Annotated in this window: 12 protein-coding genes and 1 pseudogene; 7 read left to right on the top strand and 6 right to left on the bottom strand. The window is 66.9% G+C overall.

Annotation, left to right across the window (positions count from 1 at the left end; genetic code table 11):
* Positions 1 to 26: 26 nt before the first annotated feature.
* Both FCN77_RS06525 and glyA read right to left on the bottom strand, forming a co-directional pair.
* Positions 27 to 938: a bifunctional methylenetetrahydrofolate dehydrogenase/methenyltetrahydrofolate cyclohydrolase gene (locus FCN77_RS06525; protein WP_137321613.1), complete on the bottom strand. Its 912-nt coding sequence runs from the start codon at positions 936 to 938 to the stop codon at positions 27 to 29.
* A gap of 8 nt (positions 939 to 946) precedes the next feature.
* Positions 947 to 2254 (bottom strand): serine hydroxymethyltransferase, encoded by a 1308-nt coding sequence (gene glyA, locus FCN77_RS06520; RefSeq protein WP_137321612.1) that lies wholly within the window; start codon positions 2252 to 2254, stop codon positions 947 to 949.
* Between the two features lie 298 nt (positions 2255 to 2552).
* Between glyA and purU the strand changes: the two genes are divergently transcribed.
* Complete coding sequence (gene purU / locus FCN77_RS06515; protein WP_137321611.1) at positions 2553 to 3413, top strand: formyltetrahydrofolate deformylase; 861 nt, start codon at positions 2553 to 2555, stop codon at positions 3411 to 3413.
* A gap of 33 nt (positions 3414 to 3446) precedes the next feature.
* Positions 3447 to 4148 (top strand): class I SAM-dependent methyltransferase, encoded by a 702-nt coding sequence (locus tag FCN77_RS06510; protein WP_254678884.1) that lies wholly within the window; start codon positions 3447 to 3449, stop codon positions 4146 to 4148.
* Here the strand turns inward: FCN77_RS06510 and FCN77_RS06505 are convergent.
* Positions 4145 to 4732, bottom strand: coding sequence for a DUF2231 domain-containing protein (locus tag FCN77_RS06505; protein ID WP_137321610.1), 588 nt, complete (start codon positions 4730 to 4732; stop codon positions 4145 to 4147). The two genes, FCN77_RS06510 and FCN77_RS06505, sit on opposite strands and share 4 nt — an antisense overlap.
* A gap of 102 nt (positions 4733 to 4834) precedes the next feature.
* Here FCN77_RS06505 and FCN77_RS06500 point away from each other — a divergent pair, with 102 nt between their 5' ends.
* Positions 4835 to 5356: a gamma carbonic anhydrase family protein gene (locus FCN77_RS06500; protein WP_137321609.1), complete on the top strand. Its 522-nt coding sequence runs from the start codon at positions 4835 to 4837 to the stop codon at positions 5354 to 5356.
* Positions 5357 to 5364: 8 nt separating this feature from the next.
* Here the strand turns inward: FCN77_RS06500 and FCN77_RS06495 are convergent, their stop codons facing one another.
* Together FCN77_RS06495 and FCN77_RS06490 are read right to left on the bottom strand one after the other, a co-directional pair.
* Positions 5365 to 7095 (bottom strand): NAD(P)/FAD-dependent oxidoreductase, encoded by a 1731-nt coding sequence (locus tag FCN77_RS06495; RefSeq protein ID WP_175417170.1) that lies wholly within the window; start codon positions 7093 to 7095, stop codon positions 5365 to 5367.
* On the bottom strand, positions 7092 to 8627 hold the full coding sequence (locus tag FCN77_RS06490; RefSeq protein WP_137324667.1) for an amino acid permease: 1536 nt from the start codon (positions 8625 to 8627) through the stop codon (positions 7092 to 7094). Before FCN77_RS06490 ends, FCN77_RS06495 begins: the two co-directional genes overlap by 4 nt.
* Positions 8628 to 8728: 101 nt before the next feature.
* On the opposite strand from FCN77_RS06490, the gene alr reads away from it, so the two are divergent.
* Positions 8729 to 9937 carry an alanine racemase gene (gene alr, locus FCN77_RS06485; protein WP_137321608.1) on the top strand — a complete coding sequence of 403 codons (1209 nt, stop codon included), beginning with the start codon at positions 8729 to 8731 and terminating at the stop codon, positions 9935 to 9937.
* Positions 9927 to 11605: pseudogene (locus FCN77_RS06480) on the top strand (PucR family transcriptional regulator ligand-binding domain-containing protein). The gene alr and the pseudogene FCN77_RS06480 overlap by 11 nt, the downstream one beginning before the upstream one ends.
* Here FCN77_RS06480 and FCN77_RS06475 read toward each other — a convergent pair.
* Entirely contained in the window at positions 11539 to 12381 is an 843-nt protein-coding gene (locus tag FCN77_RS06475; protein WP_137324666.1) for a nitrilase-related carbon-nitrogen hydrolase, read from the bottom strand. The pseudogene FCN77_RS06480 and the gene FCN77_RS06475 overlap by 67 nt on opposite strands.
* Positions 12382 to 12597: 216 nt before the next feature.
* Between FCN77_RS06475 and FCN77_RS06470 the strand changes: the two genes are divergently transcribed.
* Both FCN77_RS06470 and mmsA read left to right on the top strand, forming a co-directional pair.
* Positions 12598 to 13788 carry an ROK family transcriptional regulator gene (locus FCN77_RS06470; protein ID WP_137321607.1) on the top strand — a complete coding sequence of 397 codons (1191 nt, stop codon included), beginning with the start codon at positions 12598 to 12600 and terminating at the stop codon, positions 13786 to 13788.
* A 130-nt stretch (positions 13789 to 13918) separates the two neighbouring features.
* A complete protein-coding gene (gene mmsA, locus FCN77_RS06465) occupies positions 13919 to 15481 on the top strand; it encodes a multiple monosaccharide ABC transporter ATP-binding protein (protein ID WP_137321606.1) in 1563 nt (520 codons plus the stop codon).
* Positions 15482 to 15503 lie beyond the last annotated feature (22 nt).

Below are 15503 nucleotides of genomic sequence, written 5' to 3'. Positions count from 1 at the left end.
AGGCGCCCTACTGCATTTCAGTCAGCCTAGGCGACGCTGGCGTGGTGTTCCGCCGCCACCTGGCGTTCCGCGGCTTCGACCACGTTGGTCATCAGCAGCGCCACGGTCATGGGACCGACGCCGCCGGGGTTCGGCGAGATCCAGCCGGCTACCTCGGCAGCGGCGGGATCGATGTCGCCGTGGACCTTGCTCTTGCCCGTCCCAGGGTCGGTTTCACGGGTGACACCGACGTCGAGCAGGGCCGCGCCCGGCTTCACGTCCGCAGCCTTGACGATGTGCTTGACACCCGCCGCGCCCACAATGACGTCCGCCATCCGCAGCAGCTCCGAGAGGTTCTTGGTGCCGGTGTGCGTGAGCGTCACGGTGGCGTTCACGGCCCGCCGGGTGAGCAGCAGGCCGATCGAGCGGCCGATCGTGACGCCTCGGCCGACCACCACGACGTGCTTGCCGGAGAGGTTGTAGCCGTTGCGCTCCAGGAGCTCGATGACGCCGCGGGGCGTGCACGGCAACGGCGAGGTGATCTCGCCGTTGACGTTAAGCACCAGCCGGCCAAGGTTGGTCGGGTGCAGGCCGTCGGCATCCTTGGCGGGGTCGATCCGCTCAAGGATGGCGTCGGTGTCCAGGTGCTTGGGCAGCGGCAGCTGCACGATGTAACCGTGGCAGGCGGGGTCCGCATTGAGTTCGTCAATGAGGGCCTCAACCTGGGCCTGGGTGGCATCCGCCGGAAGCTCACGCTGGATCGAGTTCATCCCGATCTCCACAGACTGCTTGTGCTTCATGGACACGTACAGCTGCGAGGCAGGATCCGCGCCCACGAGCACGGTGGCAATGCCCGGAGTGACGCCGCGGGCCTTCAGTGCCGCGACGCGCTCGGCAAGCTCGGATTTGATGGCGGCGGCGGCTGCCTTGCCGTCAAGGATCTTCGCGGTCTGCGTCATGGACGGGTTCACCACTGCTCGTGCTGCGGGTACAGCGGGAAGTCGGCGGCGAGCTTGTCAACGCGGGCCTGCAGGGACTCGACGTCGGCGGCGGAGCCTGCCTTCAGGGCGGTGGCGATGATCTCGGCAACCTCGGTGAACTCCTCGGCGCCGAAGCCGCGGGTAGCCAGGGCCGGGGTACCGATGCGCAGGCCGGAGGTGACCATCGGCGGGCGGGGGTCGAATGGAACGGCGTTGCGGTTCACGGTAATGCCCACGGAGTGCAGGAGGTCCTCGGCCTGCTGGCCGTCCAGCTGTGAGTTGCGCAGGTCCACCAGGACAAGGTGCACGTCAGTGCCGCCGGTAAGCACGGAGACACCGGCTTCTGCGACGTCGGCCTGGTTCAGGCGGTCGGCGATGATCTTGGCGCCTTCGAGGACGCGCTCCTGGCGCTCCTTGAATTCCTCGGTGCCGGCGATCTTGAAGGCAACGGCCTTGGCTGCGATGACGTGCATGAGCGGTCCGCCCTGCTGGCCCGGGAAGACGTTGGAGTTGAGCTTCTTGGCCCACTCCTGCTTCGCCAGGATCACACCGGAACGGGGGCCGGCGAGGGTCTTGTGCACGGTGGAGGTGACGACGTCGGAGTGCGGCACCGGGCTGGGGTGCAGCCCCGCTGCCACGAGGCCGGCGAAGTGCGCCATGTCGGTCCAGAGGAGCGCGCCTACTTCGTCTGCGATGGAGCGGAAGGCTGCGAAGTCGAGGTGCCGCGGGTATGCGGACCAGCCGGCGATGATCACCTGCGGCTTCTCGGCGATGGCCTGCTCGCGGAGCTTGTCCAAGTCGATGCGGAAGTTGTCCTGCTCCACCTGGTAGGCGGCCACCTTGTAGAGCTTGCCGGAGAAGTTCAGCTTCATGCCGTGGGTCAGGTGGCCGCCGTGGGCCAGGGAGAGGCCAAGGATCTTGTCACCGGGGGTGATCATGGCGGACAGCGCTGCGGCGTTGGCCTGGGCACCGGAGTGCGGCTGGACGTTGGCGTACTCGGCGCCGAACAGGTCCTTGACACGATCGATCGCCAGCTGCTCGGCGATGTCCACGTACTCGCAGCCGCCGTAGTAGCGGCGGCCCGGGTAGCCTTCGGCGTACTTGTTGGTCAGGACCGAGCCCTGGGCTTCCATGACGGCGCGCGGGGCGAAGTTTTCGGAAGCGATCATTTCCAGGGTGCCGCGCTGGCGGCCAAGCTCCTGGTCCAGTACGGCGGCGATCTCGGGGTCGAGCTCAGCCAGCGGCAGGTTACTGACGGTGGAGGAAGTGCTGACGGAAGTCGGTGAAGTAGTCACGAAAAACTCCTGGCTAGGGATGGGCGCTGCTAAGGTCAGGCTACCGGCTGTGACGTTGCCCCGCCCCTTGATTACGGGAAAGCCCTTGGTTACGGGCAGGACAGCACAATGGGTCGGCAGCGGTTGAGCTGCCTACCGGCAAAACATGACCCTCGGCCCAGGCGTACGATCCGTGGTCTTCGTAAGTGCCGCTCCCTGATGGTTAGCCATCCAACGCCAGTTGCGACCGGTTAAGACTATCAAAAGCTTTCCGAACCCCGTCGATGGCACAGCCTCCGGCGCGGGTAGGCTGTTCTTCGTGATTGAAGACCAGCTTTCCTCCGCTTATGTACTGACCCTCTCCTGTCCAGACCGGCCGGGCATCGTGCATGCCGTCGCGGGAGCACTGCTCGTGGCCGGATGCAATATTACGGACTCGCAGCAGTACGGGAGCCAGTCCACGGGCACGTTCTTCATGCGGGTTGAGGCAACAACCGCTGTTTCGCAAGCCAACGTGCACGCAGCGCTGGAACCGGTGGCGGCGGCATTCGGCATGCAGTGGAGCCTCAGCCCCGTAGGCCGGAAGGTCCGCACGCTGCTGATGGCCAGCAAGTCCGCGCACTGCCTCAATGACCTGCTCTTCCTGCAGCGCTCCGGCACCCTGCCCATCGAGATCCCCGCCATTGTGTCCAACCACCAGGATCTGGCCGGGCTCGCGGAGTTCTACGGCATCCCCTTCCACTACATCCCGGTGACCGCTGACACCAAGGTCGAGGCCGAAGACGCGCTGCGGAAGATCATTGCCGAGGAAGACATCGAGCTGACCGTGCTGGCCCGGTACATGCAGATCCTGTCCAACGAGCTGTGCACCGAGCTCACGGGCAAGGCCATCAACATCCACCACTCCTTCCTGCCGTCCTTCAAGGGCGCCAAGCCTTACCACCAGGCCCACGCCCGCGGCGTGAAGCTGATCGGCGCTACAGCGCACTACGTCACGGCTGCCCTGGACGAGGGACCCATCATCGAACAGGAAGTCATCCGCGTGGATCACCGGCGCACCGCCGAACAGTTTGTGCAGATGGGCCGGGACGTCGAAGGCCGGACCCTGGCCCAGGCCGTCCAGTGGCACGCCGAGCACCGGGTGCTGCTGGACGGCAACCGCACGGTGGTCTTCAACTAGTGGCCTCGGACTAGGGACGCGGCACGCAGCGACATGGCAGCCAGGGACGTGGCGCCGGCCATGGAGGACCCCGCCTCGCAGCACAGCGGCGAGGAGCGGCTGGCTGCGTTCTACAACCAGCGGGCGGTTCTCCATCCGGAGCATCCACTGACCCCGCAGCGGGTGGACCAGCGTGCACGGTTCATCGCCCGGCTAAAGGCCGAAGGCCGGCACGCGGTGCTGGAAATCGGCACCGGGCTGGGGCTGGACGGGCTGAAGTTCGTCCAGGCCGGGATCCACTACACCGGCGTTGACCTGTCCGAAGGGCAGGTGCGGATTGCGACCGCAAAAGGCCTGAACGTAACGGTCGCCAGCGCCCGGAACCTGCCCTTCGCCGACGGCGTCTTCCCGGCAGTGTGGACCATGAGCACCCTGCTGCACATCCCCAACAGGGACATCGACCACGTCGTCTGTGAACTGGTGCGCGTGGCCGCGCCCGGGGCACCGATCGCCGTCGGACTCTGGTCCGGGGACGACGAAGAGGTCCTCAATCCCGAGGACCAAATAGAGCCGCCGCGCTTTTTCAGCCGCCGCAGCGACGCGGCGCTTCGGCGGATCTTCGGCGGGCACGGTGACATTGAGGAATTCGTGACGTGGCCGGAGGGCACGGGTGCTGAATCAGGCCCGGGCGCGGGCCAGTGGACGCAGCATTACCAGTTCCTGGTCCTCCGCACTCCCGCTGCCCAGCCCAACTAGGAACCCCGACGGGCGCTGGCCATGTAACCGCCCAGGAATCCGCCCGCGATCAGCAGGAGTGCCCCGCACCGTGCCAGCCGGACGCCGAGGGTGTGCCGGCCGCGGCGCCTCGCAGCCCAGGATCCCGCGAAGATCAGCACGGCTGCTGCGTTCAGCCCCGCATGGACGATGCCAACCCGCTGCGTTGCCCTGCCCGCCAGCGCCCATTCTGCCCATCCCGTGAGCGCGGTGGGCGCGGCGGAGATGACGCCGAGGCCCACCAGCCGGGTGGCCGCCCGCTGGGTCCCGGCATCCGAAAATAAGTCAAGGTACACGGCCATGAACCACGCACCGAAGGGCACATCGGTCAGGATGATGTGCACGGGTATGCCGGTGGCATCGCCGTGGAGGAGGCTGCGGATCCGCCCGTTTTGGACCAGGCGGCCGGCCCGCGGCTCGGCCACCCGGACGGCCGCGTCGAGGGCTTCAAGGCGCTCAATCCGGCCCACGAATTGGCGGAACAGGCTGGGCCTGCCCCTTCCTTCCTTCCGCAGTTGCGGTGCACGAAGTTCCAAGCCATGCAGGTCCAAGCCCCGAAGTTCCATGGCCCAATGCTATTGAGTCACATCAGCGGAGTCACTAGGCACAAAGTCCGCTTATGGAGCCCGCTTCGCGTCCCAACGCGCACCTTGTCCTAGGCTGGGCACATGGCTCCCCTTTATCCTTTTGCCGGCAGCAGCCCGGACATCCACCCTTCCGTTTTCGTCGCCCCCACGGCCTCGGTGATCGGCAACGCCACGCTCGCCGAGGACGCCAGCGCGTTCTACGGCGTCTCGGTCCGCGCAGACACCGCCGCGATCAGCGTGGGACCCGGCAGCAACCTGCAGGACAACGTGGTGCTGCACGCCGACCCTGGCTTCCCCTGCACCGTCGGGGCACGGGTCAGCGTGGGGCACAGCGCTGTCGTGCATGGCTGCACCGTTGAGGACGACTGCCTCATCGGCATGAGCGCCACCATCCTCAACGGCGCGGTGATCGGCGCCGGCTCGCTCGTGGCGGCCGGCGCCGTGGTCCTCGAAGGAACGGTCATTCCGCCGCGTTCGCTGGTGGCCGGCGTCCCGGCGAAAGTCCGCCGTGAGCTCACCGATGAAGAGTTCGACGGCGTGCAGCGCAACGCCGCGCACTACCGCGAACTTGCCCAGGCGCACCGGGAGCTCCACGCCGGCTGACAGCGGGCTCAGTCCAGGCTGATCGGCCCCAGCTCGTCCAGCAGCTCGCCCGGGCCCGGGTTCCCCGCCGCGGAACTGCCGCCGAGGTGGTTCACCACGCCCCACACCGCGTTGAGGCCGGTGGTCACGGCGCCCTCCGCCCAGCCGGCGGTGAACGAAACGTCATCGCCGGCCAGGAAGATTCCGCGCTGGCCTTCGGGCAGCTTGTCCTGCTTGAAGTGGGTGAACAGCCGCTGCTGGTAGCGGTAGTGCCCGGGCAGGTTCGCCTTGAAGGCGCCCATGAAGTTGGGGTCCGCCTCCCAGGAGACCGTGATGGGCTGGCCGATGATGTGGCTGGCGATGTCCACGCCCGGGTAGATCTGCTCGAGGGAATGCAGCATGAGTTCCACCCGCTGGTCGGCGTCGAGCGCAAGCCACTTCAGGGCGTCGTCGTTCCAGGTGTAGGAAAGCAGGATGACCGCGGGCTTGTCCGGCCCGTCGTCCAGGAGGTACGTGGCGCGGTTCAGCCGGTCGGTCAGGGTCATGGACAGGACGTCGCGGCCGGTCGCCGGATCGGTGTCCTTCCAGAACGGACGGTCCACCATCACGAAGGTCTTGGAGGACTGCATGTAGTGCGAGCGCTCGATCGCCGTCCACAGCTCCGCCGGGAACAGTGCCTCTTCGGTGTGGATCCGGGTGGACAGCAGCCAGGACTGGCAGGTGGTGACCACGGCAGGATAGGAGGCTTCCCGGCCCCAGCGTTCGCGCAGCCGGAGATCGCCGTTGGCGTCGCGGCTGATCCGGTCCACGGCGCCGCGCGGGGAACCGGAGTGCAGCGACGCCAGGGACGTCCCTTCCGGCCAGTGGGCCATGCCCGACGGCGCGTGCTGCCACAGTGCCTCGGGGAGCCGCTGCGCTCCCCCGGCGATGAGGCGGTGCTGGTCATCGGCGTCCGTATAGACAACGCGCAGGATCTCGAGGATGGAGTTGGGGAAGTCCGTGTCCCAGCCGCCGGTGCCGAAGCCCACCTGGCCAAACGCCTCACGGTGCGCGAAGCCCGCTTCCCTGAAGGACTCACTGGCGGCGATGAAGCCGTAGAACGTCTGCTCGTCCATCAGCGGCAGGAGTTCGTTCCAGATCTCCTTGATCCTGGCCGTGTCCCGTGCCCGGATGGCGTCCTGCATCTCGCTGAACCTGGCGCCGTCGTTCACGGCTGCCTTCCAGGCGTCCGCCACTTCACGGAAGAACGGCGGCAGGTCCGCAGGGGTGGTGGCATAGTGTTTCTGCCCGGCGAGTTCGATCACCGTGCTGGACGTGGCGGGTGCCAGCGGGTTGGGGAATTCCTGGGTCTGCAGGCCCAGCAGGTCCACGTAGTGGTAGAACGCCTTGCCGGACACCGGGAACCGCATGCCGCCAAGGTCGGCCACCACCCCGGGCGCGGACGGGAAGCTGGCAGTCCGCAGCCGCCCCCCGATCTGGTCCGCCTCGTAGAGGACGGGGCGCAGGCCGAGCTTCATCAGTTCGTAGGCCGTCACAAGGCCGGAAAGTCCCGCCCCGACCACCGCAACTTCGGTCCCGTACAGCTCGGGCGGGACGGACCCGAGGCCGTCCGGGTGGGCCAGGTAGTGGTCATAGCTGAACGGGAAGTCCGGGTTCAGCATGGTGATGGGCGCTTCGGCTGCCCGGCGTGCTGTTGAGGCGGCTTCCGGGCCGGGAGCGGCCGCGGGATCGTTGGCCGGCAGTTCGGTGGCGATGGTCATGAAAGGTCTGCCTTCATCGGTTCGGTGGTGGACGGTGTTGAAGTTTCGCGCCCGCTGAGTTCACGGTATTCCTCGTGGCTGAGCGCCGCTACCCTGGAGTGCCGCCGGCCGTAGCCGAAGTAGGCCGCGAAGCCCACCAGCATCCAGATGCCGAAGACCACCCAGGTCTCGGTGCCGAGGTTGGCCATCAGGTACACGCACATGAGCGCACCGAGGATGGGCGTGAGCGGGAAGAGCGGCACGCGGAAGGTGCGCTCGAGCTCCGGCCGGTTGCGGCGCAGGTAGATGACGGCCACGTTGACCAGGGCGAAGGCGAACAGGGTGCCGATGCTGGTGGCGTCCGCCAGGGCTCCGAGCGGAACAAGTCCGGCGGTGAGGGCCACGAGGATGCCCACAATCAGGGTCCCGGCAACCGGTGTGCCGGTGCGGGACGAGACCCGGCCGAAGATGCTGGGGATCAGGCCGTCGCGGGACATGGAAAGAAGGATGCGGGTCTGGCCGTAAAGGACGGTCAGGACGATGCTGGCAATGGCCAGGACGGCGCCGACAGCGAAGATCAGTGCGATCCAGGGCTGCCCGGTGGTTTCCTCGAGGATCCTGACCAGGGCTGCCTCGGTGCCGTCAAACCAGCCCCAGGGGCGGGCGCCGATGGCGGCGACGGCTACGAGGACGTAGATGGTGGTGACGATCAGCATGGAGAGCATGATGGCGCGCGGCAGGTCCCGCTTGGGGTTACGGGCTTCCTCGCCCGCGGTGGAGGCGGCGTCGAACCCGATGTAGGAGAAGAACACGCGGGAGGCGGCGGCGGAGACCCCGGCGGCGCCCATGGGCAGGAGCGGTTCGAAGTTGCCTGCGGTGAAGGCGGTGAAGGCTACGGCGCAGAAGAACAGGAGGATGCCTACCTTGACCATCACGATGGCGGTGTTGATCCAGGCGCTTTCCCGGGCGCCGCGGACCAGCAGGACCGTGGCCAGGACCACGATGACCATGGCCGGGATGTTCAGGAGGCCGCCGTCGCCGGGCGGCTGCGAGATTGCGTCCGGCAGGACCTGCCCGAAGACTGCCAGTGTCTCGTTCACGTACTGGCCGGCCCCGACGGCGACGGCGGCCACCGACACCGCGTACTCCAGCACGAGGCACCAGCCGCAGATCCAGGCCATGCCTTCGCCCATGGTGGCGTAGGTGTAGGAGTAGCTGGAGCCGGCCACCGGGACCAGTCCGGCCATTTCGGCATAGGAAACGGCGGACAGCAGGGCCGCGAGGCCGGCGATCGCGAACGAAATCCAGATGGCCGGGCCGGCGAGGGGCACCGCTTCGCCGAGGATGACCAGGATGCCGGTGCCGAGCGTGGCGCCGACGCTGATCATGGTCAGCTGCAGCACTCCGAAGCTGCGGACCAGTTTGGTGCCGCCATGGCCGTTTTCGGCCTCGCTGACCATCTGGCCGATCGGCTTGCGGCGCAGCAGCTGCGCGGCCAGGCCCGGACGGCGGGCAGCTGCCGGCTGCTGGCCGGTGAGTGTAGGCACAGTCATCATTGACGTCCGTTCGTGAGTAGTTATCGGTTTCCCCTGGTCCAGCTTAGGTTTGTGAGCCACCTCTCACGGTTGTGCAAAATGCCCTATAGTGTTCTGGCATGAGACTTAATGCACACATCGAAAGCGCCCCGGACGCGGCGCTCACCGGTCAGGTCAGCGTTGATCTTTCGGCCATTTCGCACAACATCCGCACCCTCCGCCAGCGCTCCGCGGCGCCACATTTCATGGCGGTAGTGAAGGGCAACGCGTACGGTCACGGGCTTGTCGAGGTCGCCAGGACGGCACTGGATGCCGGCGCTGACTGGCTGGGGACCGCGCAGCTTCATGAGGCGATCAGCCTCCGCCGGGCGGGAATAACGGCCCCGGTCCTCTCCTGGCTCTACCTCGCGGCAGCCTCCAGTGACACCATCCGGGAGGCCCTGGAGTACGACGTCGACGTGTCGTTGGGCAGCGTTGCCCAGCTGGACGTCGTGGCCGGCATCGCGCGGCGCCTGGGCCGCCCCGCCGTCGTCCACCTTGAGCTGGACACGGGGCTGAGCCGTGGCGGAGCGAGGGCGGAGGACTGGGCGGAACTGGTGGCCGCCGCCCGCCGTGCCGAGCTTGAGGGGACGCTTTCCGTGAGGGGCGTCTGGACGCACCTGGCCTGGGCGGATGTTCCCGCGCACCCCGCCAACATCGCGGCCGTGGACGCCTTCGAGGAAGCCGTCCGTGAGGCCAGGGTAGCCGGCCTGGAACCGGCACTCCGGCACGTCTCAAGCTCCGCCAACATCCTTGACCGGCCGGAATTCGCCTTCGACATGGTCCGGGCCGGCCTGGCGTTCTACGGGCTGGCTCCGGCGGACCACCTGGCCCCCTCGGACTTCGGCCTGCGCCCGGCGCTGACCGTCACGGCACCGGTGGTGCTGGTGAAGAAGGTTCCCGCCGGCACCGGCGTGAGCTACGAGCACCAGGCCATCACGCATGAGCCCAGGTACCTGGGTCTCGTCCCGCTGGGCTACGCCGACGGCATCCCCAAGGGCATTTCGGGCCGCAGCCTGATCCTCCTCGGCGGCCGCCGGGTCCCGGTGATCGGCAAGGTCTGCATGGACCAGTTCATGGTGGACCTGGGACCGGACTGCAATGGCGTGGCCGTTGGTGACACAGCTGTGCTATTTGGCGACCCGCGCACCGGGGCGGCCAGCGCCGATGACTGGGGCGCGGCCATCGGCAGCCACGGCGATGAGATCATCAACCGGATCGCCCCGCGCCTGCCGCGGGCGTACGAGTGCCCGGATTACCAGGAAGCCGGTGGTCCCGTTGTCGGCTGAACCGGCCGCCGAGCGGCTCGGCTTCGTCACCCTGGAGCAGTTCCTGCAGAAGCTGCCGCCGGAGCTGAAGATACTCCACGACGGCGGAAACGGTGCCGGGCTGCTCCGCTGGGTGGAGCCGAGCGAACTGGAGGACCCGACGCCGTATCTGCTCGACGGCGAGTTCATCCTGACCGCCGGGCTGCCGTTCCTTGGCGACGGCGGCGACGGCCGGAGCGTGGAAGCCTACGTAAAGCGGCTGGTCGGAGCCGGCGTCGGAGCCCTGGGGTTTGGCCTGGAACCGTACTTCGACGCCGTGCCGGAGACCCTGGTTGCGGCCTGCCGGCGCCACAACCTGACCTTGGTGGAGGTCCCGAAAACGGTACCCTTCGCCGCGATCGGGCTGGAATTCTCGCAGCTGCTGGAATCGGACAATGCCAGGGTCTTCCGGCAGCTGGCGGACACCAACCGGCAGCTGATGCGGGCTGTCCTGTCGGCCCGGCCGGAGCATGAGCTGCTGGCTGCGCTGGCGCAGCGGGTTCCGGTCTGGGCCGTGCTCGTGGGCGCGGACGGGCGGATCCGCGCCCGGTCATCGGCCCGCACGGCCGGCGGCAGTTCGGTGGACGGCAGCGGGCGCGGCAGCGGAAGCCAGCCTCCCGGCGTCGAACTTTCCGCCCTGCAACCCCTCCTGCAACGGCTGCTGGCCGGCAGCGGCCCCCGGGTGGAGATGGATTCCCTTGACGAGTCCGGTTCAGCTCTGGTGTTCGGACACCCGCTGCGCAGCACGCGGGACGCCAACCTCGGCGCGCTGGTCCTGGGGCGGGTGCGCCGCTTACGCCGGCGCAGAACAGCGTGGTGTCCTCCGTGGTGGGGCTCCTGGAGCTGCTGGTGCGGCAGCGGACCAGCGGTTCGCTGGCGCCGAGCCAGCTGGCGACGGCGCTGCTGCTGCATCCGGACAGCGTGCCGTCGGGCGGGACCCGGCACGTCAATGGGCTCAAGGACCTCCTGGCGCAGAGCATTTCGTCCACCCGTTCGGCGCCGCTGCGGGTTGTCCAGGGCGTCAAGGCGGACGCGGGCTGGCCCGCCGGGGACAGCCCCGTCCGGGAACTGCTGCAGTGGCGCCGGATGTTCGACACCAAGCTCGTGGAAGTCACGGACTACGGTTTTGCCGCCATCACACGCCTCAAAGTGGACGATGCCCTGCTGGCGGAGACGGAGAAGCTCGGCTGGCGGCTGGTGATCGGCGATGCCACGGAGCTGCAGGGGTTGGCGACCGCCTACCAGCGGGTTACCTCACTCCGGGCCCGGGTGCAGGCAACGGGCAGGAGCGCCCGCGAGGATGAGGTCACCTGGTCGGTGGCCGGCCTGCTGGGACGCGAGGCCGGTACCATGCTTGCGGCCCGGCTGCTGGAGCCGGTGCTCAGCCAGGAGGATCCCGAGCGGCGGACAGCCCAGCTAACGGTGCTGCGCACCTGGCTGGGTGAGAACGGCAGCTGGGACGCCACGGCCAAGACATTGGGCCTGCACCGCAACAGTGTGCGCCGGCAGATCAACGCCCTGGCCGAGCTGCTGGAGACCGACCTCAACCAGGCCCAGGTGCGCGCGGAGCTCTGGTTCGCGCTTCAGTACGTGGATGAACCCTCAGCCGCGGCTGCTGCCTCCGGTCCATCCACCTCCCAGGCACGGTAAACCTCCGGCCGGCGCTCCCGGAGGTACGGCACGGCTTCCCGCGCGTCCCGGGCAGCAGCAGCGCCGACTTCGGCGAACAGCAGCGCCGGTGCCGTCCCTGCGGCGGCCAGCAGGGCGCCGTCGGGTCCGGCGATGACGCTGCCGCCCAGGAATACACACCCCTCCTCCACGCCCGAATGATTGGCATAGGCCACGGTTAGCTGGCTCTCCAGGGCACGGGCGCGCAGCAGGATCTGGGGGACGGATTCGAAACCCTGCGAGAGTGCCGTGGGAACCAGCAGCAGTTCAGCGCCGCGGGCAGCGGCCGCGCGGACGCTTTCGGGAAATTCGACGTCGTAGCAGATCACCATGGAAGTCCTGAACCCGAGGAAGTCGACGACGGCGGGCGGTTCGGCCGCCGCGTTGAAGGCCTCGCGTTCCTCCACCCCGAACAGGTGCACCTTGGCATAGTTCAGCAACTCGGAACCCTCGCGGTCCACCAGTGTGGACGTTATCTGCCACAGGCCCTCCCCCGTCACCGCGGGCAGGCTGTACACCAGTGCAATGGAGTTCCTCCGGGCAATGCCGGCCAGTGTCCGCCGGATGGCCGGCAGCCTGTCCGGGTCCAGTTCGGCCCGGACCCGGAGCGGCGCGTATCCCACCGGGAACAGTTCCGGAGTGAGCAGCACCGCCGCGCCGGCAACGGCGGCCCGCCGGGCGGCGTCGTCAACCGCAGCACAGTTGGCTTCAACATCGAGTACGGCGGAGTTCGCCTGCATCAGCGCCAGCAGCACCATTACCACCTCAAAAAGTCTCCGGGATGTCCGCGGGAAGGCCGCGGACTCTCTCTTCCTACCAGCGTAGCCAGTGGTGCAGACTGGCCCCTAGGTGCATTTCCACCCGATATCCGCGGCAGGCGGTGCGGAACGTCCGTGCGTCCGCTGTCGGCACCGCAACGGCGCCATGCGTTAACTTCTTGACTACAAAGGCATGAATGGTGCACGCTTCATTGCATGCCCTCAACACCGCGCTCAACGAGGAGCCGAACCAAGAACCCGGGTTCCCAGTCCGCTTTGAGGCACCTGAACCAGCAACGGATCATCGAGTGCCTCCTGAACGGCCCGTCCACCCAGGCTGAACTCGCACGGCAGACCGGCCTGTCCACCGCAACTGTCTCCAACATCGTCAAAATCATGCAGGACGCCGGGCTTGCGTCCACGGAACCGATCACGAGTTCCGGCCGCCGGGCACTGAACGTACGGCTCAACAGCAATGGGGCCGTTGCCGTGGGAATCGACTTCGGCCGCAGGCACCTCAGGGTGGTCCTCGCGACGCTGAGCTACCACATCATCGCCGAGGAATCGGTGCTCCTCCCGCTGGGCCACCACGCCGACGAAGGCATCCGCTCCGCCGTCGACCTGCTGGCCAAACTGCTGGAAGAAAGCGGCGTGGAACGCAGCGCGGTGGTGGGTGCCGGCGTCGGGATTCCCGGCCCCATCGACCGCCGCACCGGCACCGTGGCGCAGGGCGCCATCCTGCCCGAATGGGTGGGCATCAACATCCTCCAGCACCTCGAGGACACCCTGAATTTCCCCGTCTTTGTTGATAACGACGCCAATCTCGGCGCCCTGTCCGAAGTGACGTGGGGACCCCACAGCGGCATCAGTAACCTGATGTTCCTGAAGATCGGCTCGGGCATCGGTGCCGGGCTGATCCTGAACGGCGCCCCGTACTACGGCAACGTGGGCATCACCGGCGAAATCGGCCACGCCACTATCCACGAACATGGCCTCATCTGCCGTTGCGGAAACAGGGGGTGCCTGGAAACCATAGCTTCCACGACCACCATGATCGAGCTTCTCAGCCGCGGCGAGGAGAAGCCGCTGAGCGCCGAAGACGTGGTCCGCAAGGCGCTCGGGCGGGACTCCGCCACCCTTCGCGTTGTGGACGACGCCGGCCTGGCCGTGGGCCGCGCGCTGGGCAACGTGGCCAACCTGATCAACCCCGAAGTCATCGTGGTGGGCGGCCCGCTGGCTGGACTGGGAGACCTGCTGCTGGATCCCATCCGGCGGGGCCTGGTCCGCCACGCGGTGCCTGTCATCGGTGAAACCACCACCCTGACGATGTCCTCGCTGGGAGACCGGGCCGAGGCCCTCGGGGCGGCCGCGCTGGTCTTCCAACATGCAGGGATCCGCCGCTCCTGAGGTTTTCGTTATCGGGCTGTTGCGTTAAAGACTTGACGACAAGGCCTGTGATCCAGTTTACTTTTTCATCAGACGGCCCTGCGGTTTGCGGGGCGGACAACGAAGTCATGCATTGGAGGCGTAAGGGCAAATGACGTCCCAGAACACGCAAAGCGATCCGATACTTCTCGAGATGCGCTCCATCACCAAGGAATTCCCCGGCGTTAAAGCTTTGGCCGAGGTAAGCCTGCGGGTGAAGGCCGGCGAGATCCACGCAATCTGTGGTGAGAACGGCGCCGGCAAGTCCACCCTCATGAAAGTCCTGTCCGGCGTATATCCGTACGGCAGCTACGACGGCGACATCGTCTACCAAAACGAGGTTCAGCAGTTCAAGGACATCCGCGCCAGCGAGCATGCCGGCATCGTGATCATCCACCAGGAACTCGCGCTGATCCCCGAGCTGTCCATCATGGAGAACATCTTCCTGGGCAACGAACCCACCAAGCGCGGCGTGATCGACTGGGCCGAGGCACGGACCCGTTCCAGGGAGCTGCTGGCCAGGGTGGGACTGCGCGAAGACCCCGATACCGCCATCAAGGAAATCGGCGTCGGCAAGCAACAGCTCGTGGAAATCGCCAAGGCACTGAGCAAGTCGGTAAAACTCCTGATTCTGGACGAGCCCACGGCGGCGCTGAACGAATCCGACTCCCAGCACCTGCTGGACCTCATGCTGGGGCTCAAGGGCCGCGGCATCACGTCCATCATCATTTCCCACAAGCTCAACGAGATCGAACAGATCGCCGACTCCATCACCATCATCCGTGACGGCAAGTCCATCGAGACCCTCGATGTGAAGGCCGACGGCGTTGACGAGGACCGCATCATCAAGGGCATGGTGGGCCGGACGCTGGAATCGCGCTTCCCGGACCACGAACCCAAGATCGGCGAGGTGTTCTTCGAGGTCAAGGACTGGAACGTGGGCCACCCGCAGATCCAGGACCGTATGGTCTGCAAGAACTCCAACTTCTTCGTCCGGCGCGGCGAGATCGTCGGTTTCGCCGGGCTGATGGGCGCCGGCCGGACCGAGCTGGCACGCTCGGTGTTCGGCCGCTCGTACGGGCGGTTCATCTCGGGCCAGATCTACAAGGACGGCAAGGAAGTCACGCTCCGCACCGTACGCCAGGCGATCGACAGCGGACTGGGTTACGTCACGGAGGACCGAAAGTCCCTGGGACTGAACCTCCTGGACGACATCAAGACCACCACCGTTGCGGCCAACCTGAAGAAGATCAGCAAGCACAACGTGGTGGATACCAACAAGGAGTTCACCGTTGCGGAACAGTACCGCAAATCGCTGCGGACCAAGACGCCCTCAGTGGAGGAAGGCGTATCCAAGCTCTCGGGCGGCAACCAGCAGAAAGTGGTGCTCGCGAAATGGATGTTCACCGACCCCGACCTGCTGATTCTTGACGAGCCCACCCGCGGCATCGACGTCGGCGCCAAGTACGAGATTTACGGCATCATCCAGCAGCTGGCCAACCAGGGCAAGGGAGTGATCGTGATTTCCTCCGAGCTGCCCGAGCTGCTGGGCCTCTCCGACCGCATCTACACCATCTTCGAAGGCGCCATCACAGGGGTCCTGGACAAGGATGACGCCAGCCAGGAAAGCCTGATGAAGCTCATGACATCCGCCCGCAAGACCACCGCCGCCTGACCCTGTGGATACCTCCAGAACC

The sequence above is a fragment of the Arthrobacter sp. 24S4-2 genome, from assembly GCF_005280255.1.
Classification (GTDB): Bacteria; Actinomycetota; Actinomycetes; order Actinomycetales; family Micrococcaceae; genus Arthrobacter.
This window is presented reverse-complemented; position numbering and strand designations above follow the sequence as displayed.

Excerpts from the sequence above, each read along its gene's own strand:
- FCN77_RS06525 (WP_137321613.1), bottom strand. The coding sequence starts at position 938 with ATGACGCAGACCGCGAAGATCCTTGACGGCAAGGCAGCCGCCGCCGCC.
- FCN77_RS06510 (WP_254678884.1), top strand. The coding sequence starts at position 3,447 with ATGGCAGCCAGGGACGTGGCGCCGGCCATGGAGGACCCCGCCTCGCAG.
- FCN77_RS06505 (WP_137321610.1), bottom strand. The coding sequence starts at position 4,732 with ATGGAACTTCGGGGCTTGGACCTGCATGGCTTGGAACTTCGTGCACCG.
- FCN77_RS06500 (WP_137321609.1), top strand. The coding sequence starts at position 4,835 with ATGGCTCCCCTTTATCCTTTTGCCGGCAGCAGCCCGGACATCCACCCT.
- FCN77_RS06495 (WP_175417170.1), bottom strand. The coding sequence starts at position 7,095 with ATGACCATCGCCACCGAACTGCCGGCCAACGATCCCGCGGCCGCTCCC.
- FCN77_RS06490 (WP_137324667.1), bottom strand. The coding sequence starts at position 8,627 with ATGACTGTGCCTACACTCACCGGCCAGCAGCCGGCAGCTGCCCGCCGT.
- alr (WP_137321608.1), top strand. The coding sequence starts at position 8,729 with ATGAGACTTAATGCACACATCGAAAGCGCCCCGGACGCGGCGCTCACC.
- FCN77_RS06475 (WP_137324666.1), bottom strand. The coding sequence starts at position 12,381 with ATGGTGCTGCTGGCGCTGATGCAGGCGAACTCCGCCGTACTCGATGTT.
- FCN77_RS06470 (WP_137321607.1), top strand. The coding sequence starts at position 12,598 with ATGCCCTCAACACCGCGCTCAACGAGGAGCCGAACCAAGAACCCGGGT.
- mmsA (WP_137321606.1), top strand. The coding sequence starts at position 13,919 with ATGACGTCCCAGAACACGCAAAGCGATCCGATACTTCTCGAGATGCGC.